Below are 12,375 nucleotides of genomic sequence, written 5' to 3' on the forward strand. Positions count from 1 at the left end.
GGCCTGCGGAGAACTCCCTATAATGCGCCTCCATCGACACGGAACATGTGAATCACTTCACAAACAACCGGGTCGGTTGAAGAGAAAAAATCCTGAAATAACGGGTTGACTCTGAAAGAGGAAAGCGTAATATACGCCACCTCGCAACGGTGAGCGAAAGCCGCGTTGCACTGCTCTTTAACAATTTATCAGACAATCTGTGTGGGCACTCAAAGTGACATGGATTCTTAATGTCTTCGGACACTAAATGAATACCAAGTCTCAACGAGTGAACACGTAATTCATTACGAAGTTTAATTCATTGAGCATCAAACTTTTAAATTGAAGAGTTTGATCATGGCTCAGATTGAACGCTGGCGGCAGGCCTAACACATGCAAGTCGAACGGTAACAGGAAGCAGCTTGCTGCTTCGCTGACGAGTGGCGGACGGGTGAGTAATGTCTGGGAAACTGCCTGATGGAGGGGGATAACTACTGGAAACGGTAGCTAATACCGCATAACGTCGCAAGACCAAAGAGGGGGACCTTCGGGCCTCTTGCCATCGGATGTGCCCAGATGGGATTAGCTAGTAGGTGGGGTAACGGCTCACCTAGGCGACGATCCCTAGCTGGTCTGAGAGGATGACCAGCCACACTGGAACTGAGACACGGTCCAGACTCCTACGGGAGGCAGCAGTGGGGAATATTGCACAATGGGCGCAAGCCTGATGCAGCCATGCCGCGTGTATGAAGAAGGCCTTCGGGTTGTAAAGTACTTTCAGCGGGGAGGAAGGCGATAAGGTTAATAACCTTGTCGATTGACGTTACCCGCAGAAGAAGCACCGGCTAACTCCGTGCCAGCAGCCGCGGTAATACGGAGGGTGCAAGCGTTAATCGGAATTACTGGGCGTAAAGCGCACGCAGGCGGTCTGTCAAGTCGGATGTGAAATCCCCGGGCTCAACCTGGGAACTGCATTCGAAACTGGCAGGCTAGAGTCTTGTAGAGGGGGGTAGAATTCCAGGTGTAGCGGTGAAATGCGTAGAGATCTGGAGGAATACCGGTGGCGAAGGCGGCCCCCTGGACAAAGACTGACGCTCAGGTGCGAAAGCGTGGGGAGCAAACAGGATTAGATACCCTGGTAGTCCACGCCGTAAACGATGTCGACTTGGAGGTTGTGCCCTTGAGGCGTGGCTTCCGGAGCTAACGCGTTAAGTCGACCGCCTGGGGAGTACGGCCGCAAGGTTAAAACTCAAATGAATTGACGGGGGCCCGCACAAGCGGTGGAGCATGTGGTTTAATTCGATGCAACGCGAAGAACCTTACCTACTCTTGACATCCAGAGAACTTAGCAGAGATGCTTTGGTGCCTTCGGGAACTCTGAGACAGGTGCTGCATGGCTGTCGTCAGCTCGTGTTGTGAAATGTTGGGTTAAGTCCCGCAACGAGCGCAACCCTTATCCTTTGTTGCCAGCGGTCCGGCCGGGAACTCAAAGGAGACTGCCAGTGATAAACTGGAGGAAGGTGGGGATGACGTCAAGTCATCATGGCCCTTACGAGTAGGGCTACACACGTGCTACAATGGCGCATACAAAGAGAAGCGACCTCGCGAGAGCAAGCGGACCTCATAAAGTGCGTCGTAGTCCGGATTGGAGTCTGCAACTCGACTCCATGAAGTCGGAATCGCTAGTAATCGTGGATCAGAATGCCACGGTGAATACGTTCCCGGGCCTTGTACACACCGCCCGTCACACCATGGGAGTGGGTTGCAAAAGAAGTAGGTAGCTTAACCTTCGGGAGGGCGCTTACCACTTTGTGATTCATGACTGGGGTGAAGTCGTAACAAGGTAACCGTAGGGGAACCTGCGGTTGGATCACCTCCTTACCTTAAAGAACCTGCCTTTGCAGTGCTCACACAGATTGTCTGATGAATGATGAACTTCTGAATGTACTTTTGAGTGCATTAAGAAGTTTTGCTCTTTAAAAATCTGGATCAAGCTGAAAATTGAAACGACACACAGCTCATGTGTGTTCGAGTCTCTCAACTTTTCGCAAGTCGATGATGAATCGAAAGAAACATCTTCGGGTTGTGAGGTTAAGCGACTAAGCGTACACGGTGGATGCCCTGGCAGTCAGAGGCGATGAAGGACGTGCTAATCTGCGAAAAGCGTCGGCGAGGTGATATGAACCCTTGACCCGGCGATGTCCGAATGGGGAAACCCAGTGCAATCCGTTGCACTATCGTTAGCTGAATACATAGGTTAACGAGGCGAACCGGGGGAACTGAAACATCTAAGTACCCCGAGGAAAAGAAATCAACCGAGATTCCCCCAGTAGCGGCGAGCGAACGGGGAGCAGCCCGGAGTCTGAATCAGCTTGTGTGTTAGTGGAACGGTCTGGAAAGTCCGACGGTACAGGGTGATAGTCCCGTACACGAAAGCACACTTGCTGTGAACTCGAAGAGTAGGGCGGGACACGTGGTATCCTGTCTGAATATGGGGGGACCATCCTCCAAGGCTAAATACTCCTGACTGACCGATAGTGAACCAGTACCGTGAGGGAAAGGCGAAAAGAACCCCGGCGAGGGGAGTGAAAAAGAACCTGAAACCGTGTACGTACAAGCAGTGGGAGCCTACTTGTTAGGTGACTGCGTACCTTTTGTATAATGGGTCAGCGACTTATATTCTGTAGCAAGGTTAACCGTATAGGGGAGCCGAAGGGAAACCGAGTCTTAACTGGGCGTTAAGTTGCAGGGTATAGACCCGAAACCCGGTGATCTAGCCATGGGCAGGTTGAAGGTTGGGTAACACTAACTGGAGGACCGAACCGACTAATGTTGAAAAATTAGCGGATGACCTGTGGCTGGGGGTGAAAGGCCAATCAAACCGGGAGATAGCTGGTTCTCCCCGAAAGCTATTTAGGTAGCGCCTCGTGAACTCATCTTCGGGGGTAGAGCACTGTTTCGGCTAGGGGGCCATCCCGGCTTACCAACCCGATGCAAACTACGAATACCGAAGAATGTTATCACGGGAGACACACGGCGGGTGCTAACGTCCGTCGTGAAGAGGGAAACAACCCAGACCGCCAGCTAAGGTCCCAAAGTCATGGTTAAGTGGGAAACGATGTGGGAAGGCACAGACAGCCAGGATGTTGGCTTAGAAGCAGCCATCATTTAAAGAAAGCGTAATAGCTCACTGGTCGAGTCGGCCTGCGCGGAAGATGTAACGGGGCTAAACCATGCACCGAAGCTGCGGCAGCGACACTTATGTGTTGTTGGGTAGGGGAGCGTTCTGTAAGCCGTCGAAGGTGTGCTGTGAGGCATGCTGGAGGTATCAGAAGTGCGAATGCTGACATAAGTAACGATAAAGCGGGTGAAAAGCCCGCTCGCCGGAAGACCAAGGGTTCCTGTCCAACGTTAATCGGGGCAGGGTGAGTCGACCCCTAAGGCGAGGCCGAAAGGCGTAGTCGATGGGAAACAGGTTAATATTCCTGTACTTGGTGTTACTGCGAAGGGGGGACGGAGAAGGCTATGTCAGCCGGGCGACGGTTGTCCCGGTTTAAGCATGTAGGCGGAGGTTCCAGGTAAATCCGGTACCTTGTTAACGCTGAGGTGTGATGACGAGGCACTACGGTGCTGAAGTGATAAATGCCCTGCTTCCAGGAAAAGCCTCTAAGCATCAGGTAACACGAAATCGTACCCCAAACCGACACAGGTGGTCAGGTAGAGAATACCAAGGCGCTTGAGAGAACTCGGGTGAAGGAACTAGGCAAAATGGTGCCGTAACTTCGGGAGAAGGCACGCTGATGTGTAGGTGAAGCCCCTGCGGGCGGAGCTGAAATCAGTCGAAGATACCAGCTGGCTGCAACTGTTTATTAAAAACACAGCACTGTGCAAACACGAAAGTGGACGTATACGGTGTGACGCCTGCCCGGTGCCGGAAGGTTAATTGATGGGGTTAGCTGTAAGGCGAAGCTCTTGATCGAAGCCCCGGTAAACGGCGGCCGTAACTATAACGGTCCTAAGGTAGCGAAATTCCTTGTCGGGTAAGTTCCGACCTGCACGAATGGCGTAATGATGGCCAGGCTGTCTCCACCCGAGACTCAGTGAAATTGAACTCGCTGTGAAGATGCAGTGTACCCGCGGCAAGACGGAAAGACCCCGTGAACCTTTACTATAGCTTGACACTGAACACTGGTCCTTGATGTGTAGGATAGGTGGGAGGCTTTGAAGCGTGGACGCCAGTCTGCGTGGAGCCAACCTTGAAATACCACCCTTTAATGGCTGGTGTTCTAACGTAGACCCGTTACCCGGGTTGCGGACAGTGTCTGGTGGGTAGTTTGACTGGGGCGGTCTCCTCCCAAAGAGTAACGGAGGAGCACGAAGGTTGGCTAATCCTGGTCGGACATCAGGAGGTTAGTGCAATGGCATAAGCCAGCTTGACTGCGAGCGTGACGGCGCGAGCAGGTGCGAAAGCAGGTCATAGTGATCCGGTGGTTCTGAATGGAAGGGCCATCGCTCAACGGATAAAAGGTACTCCGGGGATAACAGGCTGATACCGCCCAAGAGTTCATATCGACGGCGGTGTTTGGCACCTCGATGTCGGCTCATCACATCCTGGGGCTGAAGTAGGTCCCAAGGGTATGGCTGTTCGCCATTTAAAGTGGTACGCGAGCTGGGTTTAGAACGTCGTGAGACAGTTCGGTCCCTATCTGCCGTGGGCGCTGGAGAATTGAGGGGGGCTGCTCCTAGTACGAGAGGACCGGAGTGGACGCATCACTGGTGTTCGGGTTGTCATGCCAATGGCATTGCCCGGTAGCTAAATGCGGAAGAGATAAGTGCTGAAAGCATCTAAGCACGAAACTTGCCCCGAGATGAGTTCTCCCTGAGACCTTGAGTCTCCTGAAGGAACGTTAAAGACTATGACGTTGATAGGTCGGGTGTGTAAGCGCAGCGATGCGTTGAGCTAACCGATACTAATGAACCGTGAGGCTTAACCTTACAACGCCGAAGGTGTTTTGGCGAAGAGACAGACACGATTTTCAGCTTAGATTCAGAGTCCGAAGGATTTTGCGCTGAGACAAGGCGGCAAACGAAGGAAAGGAAGGAGCATACTGAGGTATGTGACTGACTTTACGAGAGCAGCCAACGCAGTATCAGTGCGAAAGACACAGGACAGAGCACAAGAATTTGCCTGGCGGCTGTAGCGCGGTGGTCCCACCTGACCCCATGCCGAACTCAGAAGTGAAACGCCGTAGCGCCGATGGTAGTGTGGGGTCTCCCCATGTGAGAGTAGGGAACTGCCAGGCATCAATTAAGAAGAACCCCGTACCGTAAGGTGCGGGGTTTTTTGCTTTGTACGTTCTGAAAAGTCGGGTGGTGGCCCAGCCTTACCCGCCCTACATGCTTTTCCTCCTTGAAACTTTCTCACCTTTCGCTTGCAGACTCGACATTAACCCTGTTTCTGGGTATCGTTAGCTGTCTGGATGTCTAAACGTTTATACGTATGCTTTGAGGATTTAAGGTTATGCCGATTCGGGTGCAGGACGAGCTACCAGCCGTCAATTTCTTGCGTGAAGAGAATGTCTTCGTAATGACAACTTCGCGTGCTTCTGGTCAGGAAATTCGCCCGCTGAAGGTGCTGATCCTTAATCTGATGCCAAAGAAGATCGAAACGGAGAACCAGTTCCTGCGTTTGCTCTCCAACTCTCCGCTTCAGGTTGATATCCAGCTGCTGCGCATTGACGCGCGTGAGTCACGCAACACGCCTGCTGAGCATCTGAATAACTTCTACTGTAATTTTGAAGATATTCGCGATGAGAATTTCGATGGACTGATCGTCACCGGCGCACCGCTGGGTCTGGTGGAATTTAATGACGTTGCCTACTGGCCACAGATCAGGCAGGTGCTGGAGTGGGCAAAAGATCACGTCACATCCACCTTGTTTGTCTGTTGGGCGGTACAGGCCGCACTGAATATCCTCTATGGCATTCCCAAGCAAACCCGCAGCGACAAACTTTCTGGCGTATACGAACACCACATTCTTCACCCGCATGCGCTGCTGACGCGTGGTTTCGATGACACTTTCCTGGCCCCGCATTCTCGCTACGCCGATTTTCCGGCACAGCTGATCCGCGATTACACCGACCTGGAAATCCTGGCCGAAACGGAAGACGGCGATGCCTACCTGTTCGCCAGTAAAGACAAACGCATCGCGTTCGTTACCGGCCATCCTGAGTACGATCCGCATACCCTCGCGTCAGAGTATTTTCGTGACGTTGAAGCGGGTCTGAATCCGGATGTCCCGTACAACTATTTCCCGAAAAATGATCCGCAAAACACGCCTCGGGCAACCTGGCGTAGCCACGGAAATTTGCTGTTTACCAACTGGCTCAACTATTACGTCTACCAGATTACGCCGTACGATCTGCGCCACATGAATCCGACGCTGGAGTAATCGTCTGCATTAAACGATCCTAAAGCGTTTCAGCTATTCAGATCAGGCACCTTCGGGTGCCTTTTTTATTTTCGAAATCCAACTCAACATCGAAGATAACTTTAATTCCATATTAATCATGCAGTTGTGATTAGATATAAATTAAAATGGAAATTGTTTTTGATTTTGGAAAAATTATAGATAGTCTTAATTCTGCTGAGCGAAAACTACACAACGATCTTTCGCTCGCGTCGGGGGCGTGATTTTGGATCTTTGATGAGGAGCAGAACGATGACTCAACAGGCAACAACGGTCGATGAACTGACCTTTACCCAGCCGAATGGTGAACAAGAACAGCAAGTTTTGACGGCAGAAGCGGTAGAGTTTCTGACTGAACTGGTGACTCGCTTTACGCCACAGCGTAATAAACTGCTGGCGGCGCGCATTCATCAACAGCAGGAGATCGATAACGGCAAGTTGCCAGGGTTTATTTCGGAAACCGCTTCCATTCGTCATGGTGAATGGAAAATCCGCGGAATCCCTGAAGATTTACAGGATCGTCGCGTAGAGATCACCGGTCCGGTAGAGCGCAAAATGGTGATCAACGCCATGAATGCCAACGTCAAAGTGTTTATGGCGGACTTCGAAGATTCCCTCGCGCCGGACTGGCAGAAAGTTATCGACGGGCAGATCAACCTGCGCGACGCCGTCAACGGCACCATCAGCTATACCAACGAAGTCGGTAAAATTTACCAGCTCAAACCGAATCCGGCGGTGCTGATCTGTCGCGTACGCGGTCTGCATTTGCCAGAAAAACACGTCACATGGCGCGGAGAAGCGATTCCGGGCAGCCTGTTCGACTTTGCGCTGTACTTCTTCCACAACTATAAAAACCTGCTGGCGAAAGGCAGCGGCCCCTATTTCTATCTGCCGAAAACCCAGTCCTGGCAGGAAGCGGCGTGGTGGAGTGAAGTCTTCAGCTACGCAGAAGACCGCTTTGGCCTGCCGCGCGGCACCATTAAGGCCACGCTGCTGATTGAAACCCTGCCTGCCGTATTCCAGATGCATGAGATCCTCCATGCGCTGCGTGACCATATTGTGGGCCTGAACTGCGGCCGTTGGGATTACATCTTCAGCTACATCAAAACCCTGAAAAACCATGCCGACCGGGTATTGCCGGATCGTCAGGTTGTCACCATGGATAAACCGTTCCTCAGCGCCTACTCGCGCCTGCTGATTAAGACCTGCCACAAACGCGGAGCCTTTGCGATGGGCGGTATGGCGGCGTTTATCCCGAGCAAAGATGCAGAGCGTAACAATCAGGTGCTCAACAAGGTGAAAGCCGATAAAGAGCTGGAAGCCCGTAATGGCCACGACGGGACGTGGATTGCCCATCCTGGTCTGGCCGATACGGCGATGGAAGTCTTTAACCGCGTACTCGGCGACAACAAAAACCAGCTGTTTGTCACCCGTGAAGACGATGCGCCAATCGCAGAAGAACAGTTGCTGGCGCCGTGTGCGGGCGAACGCACGGAAGAGGGGATGCGCGCCAACATTCGCGTCGCCGTGCAGTACATCGAGGCATGGATCTCAGGCAACGGCTGCGTGCCGATCTACGGACTGATGGAAGATGCCGCCACGGCGGAAATTTCACGTACCTCCATCTGGCAGTGGATCCATCATCAAAAAACGCTCAGCAACGGCAAACCGGTAACCAAAGCCCTGTTCCGTCAGATGCTGGCCGAAGAGATGCGGGTCATCCAGGACGAACTGGGCGAGCACCGCTTCAGCAGTGGGCGTTTTGACGATGCCGCACGTCTGATGGAGCAAATCACCACCTCTGATGACTTAATCGACTTCCTGACCCTGCCGGGCTACCGCTTCCTGGCGTAATTCACCACATAACAATATGGAGCATCTGCACATGAAAACCCGTACCCAACAGATCGAAGAGTTACAAAAAGAGTGGACCCAACCGCGCTGGGAAGGCATTCGCCGTCCGTACAGCGCAGAGGAAGTGGTGAAGTTACGCGGCTCGGTTAACCCGGAATGTACGCTGGCGCAGAACGGCGCGGCGAAAATGTGGGATCTGCTGCATGGGGGGTCTAAAAAAGGCTATATCAACAGCCTCGGCGCGCTGACCGGCGGTCAGGCATTGCAGCAGGCGAAGGCCGGCATTGAGGCTATCTATCTTTCCGGCTGGCAGGTCGCGGCGGATGCTAACCTTGCCTCCAGCATGTATCCGGATCAATCTCTTTATCCGGCGAACTCGGTGCCGTCAGTGGTGGATCGGATCAACAATACCTTCCGCCGTGCGGATCAGATCCAGTGGGCCGCGGGTATCGAACCCCACGATCCGCGTTTTATCGACTATTTCCTGCCGATCGTCGCCGATGCGGAAGCCGGTTTCGGCGGCGTGCTGAACGCCTTTGAGCTGATGAAATCCATGATTGAGGCCGGTGCAGCGGCCGTTCACTTTGAAGATCAACTGGCGTCGGTGAAGAAGTGCGGGCATATGGGCGGGAAAGTGCTGGTGCCAACCCAGGAAGCGATCCAGAAGCTGGTTGCCGCGCGTCTAGCTGCTGACGTGCTCGGCGTGCCGACGCTGGTGATTGCCCGTACCGATGCTGACGCGGCGGACCTGATCACCTCTGACTGCGACCCGTATGACAGCGAATTCATTACCGGCGAACGTACCAGCGAAGGGTTCTATCGCACACATGCCGGTATTGAACAGGCGATCAGCCGCGGCCTGGCGTATGCCCCTTACGCCGACCTGGTCTGGTGTGAAACCTCCACGCCGGATCTGGCGCTGGCGAAGCGCTTTGCCGATGCGATTCATGCGAAGTATCCGGGCAAGCTGCTGGCCTATAACTGTTCGCCGTCCTTCAACTGGCAAAAGAATCTGGACGATACGACCATCGCCAGCTTCCAGCAGCAATTGTCAGATATGGGCTACAAGTACCAGTTCATCACCCTGGCGGGTATCCACAGCATGTGGTTCAACATGTTCGACCTGGCGCACGCCTACGCGCAGGGCGAAGGCATGAAACACTATGTTGAGAAGGTGCAGCAGCCAGAATTTGCGGCGGGCAAAGAAGGATATACCTTCGTTTCGCACCAGCAGGAAGTGGGAACCGGCTACTTCGATAATGTGACCACGATTATTCAGGGCGGGGCCTCCTCCGTCACGGCATTAACGGGCTCGACGGAAGAAGCACAGTTCTAATCTTTTCCCCCTCTCCCCCCTCGGGGAGAGGGTTGGGGTGAGGGGGAATATATGTCGCGTGGTCTGGAATTACTGATTGCCCAAACTATTTTGCAGGGCTTCGATGCCCAGTATGGCCGCTTTCTGGAAGTCACCTCCGGCGCGCAACAGCGTTTTGAGCACGCCGACTGGCATGCGGTTCAGCAGGCCATGAAGCAGCGTATCCATCTTTATGATCACCACGTAGGTCTGGTGGTGGAGCAACTGCGCTGTATCACCGACGGTAAAAGCCCGGATGCGGAATTTTTACTGCGCGTGAAAGAGCATTACACCCATCTGTTACCCGACTACCCGCGCTTCGAGATTGCGGAGAGCTTTTTCAACTCCGTCTATTGCCGGTTATTTGACCACCGCTCATTATCTCCTGAGCGGTTATTTATCTTCAGCTCCCAGCCGGAGCGCCGCTTCCGTACCATTCCGCGTCCGCTGGCGAAAGATTTCTTTCCCGATCGCGGCTGGGAAAAGCTCCTGCACCGCGTCTTAACGGATTTGCCGCTGCGCCTGCCGTGGGAGAATAAACCCCGGGATATCGGCTATATCCACGCGTATCTCAGTGAAACCTTCGGCGAGGCGGTGCTCAGCCGCAGCCATTTGCAGGTTGCCAACGAGCTTTTCTACCGGAATAAGGCCGCCTGGCTGGTGGGCAAACTGGTTACGCCGACAGCTATCGTGCCGTTTCTGCTGCCCATTCACCGTACCGACGACGGCGAACTGTTTGTCGATACCTGCCTGACTACCAGCGCTGAGGCCAGTATCGTATTTGGCTTCGCCCGCTCCTATTTCATGGTCTATGCCCCACTGCCTGCCGCCCTGGTGGAGTGGCTGCGCGAGATCCTGCCGGGCAAAACCACCGCCGAGCTGTATATGGCGATTGGCTGTCAGAAGCATGCCAAAACGGAAAGTTATCGGGAATACCTGCGTTATGTCACCACGGCTGATGAGCAGTTTATCGAAGCGCCGGGTATACGCGGCATGGTGATGCTGGTTTTCACACTGCCGGGCTTCGACCGCGTGTTTAAGGTGATTAAGGATAAATTTGCCCCGCAGAAAGAGATGACCGCCGCGCACGTTCGTGCCTGCTATCAGCTGGTTAAAGAGCACGATCGTGTCGGGCGAATGGCCGATACCCAGGAGTTTGAAAACTTTGTGCTGGATAAGCAGCAGATCGATCCGGCGCTGATGTCGCTGCTAATGCAGGAAGCGCCGACGAAAATTACCGATCTTGGCGATAAGATTGCGATTAGCCATCTCTACATCGAACGCCGGATGGTGCCGCTAAATATCTGGCTGGAGCAATCCGAAGGCCAGGCTTTACGAGACGCCATTGAAGAGTACGGCAATGCGATTCGCCAGCTCGCCGCCGCCAATATTTTCCCCGGCGACATGCTGTTTAAAAACTTCGGCGTCACCCGTCACGGGCGGGTGGTGTTCTACGATTACGATGAAATTTGCTACATGACCGAGGTGAACTTCCGCGATATCCCGCCGCCGCGCTACCCGGAAGATGAACTATCCAGCGAGCCGTGGTACAGCGTATCGCCGGGCGATGTGTTTCCGGAGGAGTTTCGCCACTGGCTTTGTGCCGACCCGCGCATCGGGCCGCTATTCGAAGAGATGCATGCCGATCTGTTCCGCGCCAGCTACTGGCGCGGGCTGCAAACGCGGATCAAAAATGGGCACGTGGAAGATGTCTATGCTTACCGCCGCAAGCAGCGGTTTTGCATCCGCTTTTCTTCCTCTCCCTGTGGGAGAGGGCCGGGGTGAGGGCATCAGGCGGCAATGCACGTTTAACGAATCCCACCATACGCCAGCGTCACCTCTTTCGCGGCCTTAATCACCATCGCGCCCAGCTCGGTGACGCGGTCGTCGGTCATGCGTGAAATCGGCCCGGAGATGGAGATGGCGGCAAACGGCTCGCGGTGCTCGTCAAAAATGCAGGACGCGAGGCAGCGCAGCCCGAGGGCATGTTCTTCGTCATCAAACGAATAGCCGCGCTTGCGGGTCAGAGCCAGATCTTCTTTCAGATGCACGGGCGACACCAGCGTGGCGTGGGTATAGGCGTGCAGCCCTTTACGGTGCAGCAGCCCCGTTACCTGCTCTTCGCTCAGCTGCGAGAGAAACGCTTTCCCTGCGCCAGAGGCGTGCATCGGCAGTTTGCCGCCAATCGGTGCGGACATGCGCATCAGCTGCGTACACTGCACCTGGTCGATGATAATCGCCTGGTGATCGCTCTGATCCAGTACGGCCAGGTTTACCGTCTCGCCGGACTCCTCCATCAGCTTGCGCAGAATCGGGTGGACAATCGCCAGCAGGTTGCGGCTTTGCAGGAAGCTGCTGCCGACAATAAACGCATGCGCCCCCACCGCCCAGTGTCCCAGCTCGCCCACCTGACGCACGAAGCCCAGCTGCTGCATGGTGGTCAGCAGACGGTGCGTGGTGGAGTTCGGCAGGCCAGCCTGCTGCGCCAGCTCCGTCAGGGCCACGCTACCATGCGATTCGGCTATCCATTCCAGCAGCTTCAGGCCGCGCGTCAGGGATTGAACCTGTCCGCCTGGTTGTGCAGTGGTGGTTGCAGCAGGTTTTCTGCCACGTTTAGCGGGAACGGTCGTAACCATGACGAACTCCTTTTTCTGTATCGTGGAAATCATTTTCGTTTTATTTGGTGGTTTTGCAACCGCTTTCCTGACTGATCGGAGGA

General features: G+C 54.2%; 5 protein-coding genes and 3 rRNA genes. 7 read left to right on the top strand and 1 reads right to left on the bottom strand.

Annotated elements, in window-relative coordinates; genetic code table 11:
• Window positions 1-318 precede the first annotated feature (318 nt).
• The 7 genes from LOC22_RS12190 (at window position 319) to aceK (ending at window position 11,441) form a co-directional block, all read left to right on the top strand.
• Window positions 319-1,860 (top strand): 16S ribosomal RNA (locus tag LOC22_RS12190).
• Window positions 1,861-2,068: 208 nt separating this feature from the next.
• Window positions 2,069-4,974: ribosomal RNA gene (locus LOC22_RS12195) — 23S ribosomal RNA — on the top strand.
• 192 nt (window positions 4,975-5,166) lie between these two features.
• A 5S ribosomal RNA gene (gene rrf, locus LOC22_RS12200) occupies window positions 5,167-5,282 on the top strand.
• The 16S, 23S and 5S rRNA genes sit together here, the layout of an rRNA operon.
• 218 nt (window positions 5,283-5,500) lie before the next feature.
• Entirely contained in the window at window positions 5,501-6,430 is a 930-nt protein-coding gene (gene metA / locus LOC22_RS12205) for a homoserine O-acetyltransferase MetA (protein ID WP_017382604.1), read from the top strand.
• Window positions 6,431-6,700: 270 nt separating this feature from the next.
• Window positions 6,701-8,302, top strand: coding sequence for a malate synthase A (gene aceB / locus LOC22_RS12210; protein WP_230238930.1), 1,602 nt, complete (start codon window positions 6,701-6,703; stop codon window positions 8,300-8,302).
• 31 nt (window positions 8,303-8,333) lie between these two features.
• Entirely contained in the window at window positions 8,334-9,638 is a 1,305-nt protein-coding gene (aceA, locus tag LOC22_RS12215; protein ID WP_023295753.1) for an isocitrate lyase, read from the top strand.
• Between the two features lie 51 nt (window positions 9,639-9,689).
• Entirely contained in the window at window positions 9,690-11,441 is a 1,752-nt protein-coding gene (gene aceK / locus LOC22_RS12220; protein ID WP_230238931.1) for a bifunctional isocitrate dehydrogenase kinase/phosphatase, read from the top strand.
• A 23-nt stretch (window positions 11,442-11,464) separates the two neighbouring features.
• Here the strand turns inward: aceK and iclR are convergent, their stop codons facing one another.
• Window positions 11,465-12,292 (bottom strand): glyoxylate bypass operon transcriptional repressor IclR, encoded by an 828-nt coding sequence (iclR, locus tag LOC22_RS12225; RefSeq protein ID WP_230238932.1) that lies wholly within the window; start codon window positions 12,290-12,292, stop codon window positions 11,465-11,467.
• Between the last annotated feature and the right edge of the window lie 83 nt (window positions 12,293-12,375).

Source organism: Enterobacter sp. AN-K1, assembly GCF_020971765.1.
In the GTDB taxonomy this organism is placed as follows: Bacteria; Pseudomonadota; Gammaproteobacteria; order Enterobacterales; family Enterobacteriaceae; genus Enterobacter; species Enterobacter hormaechei_C.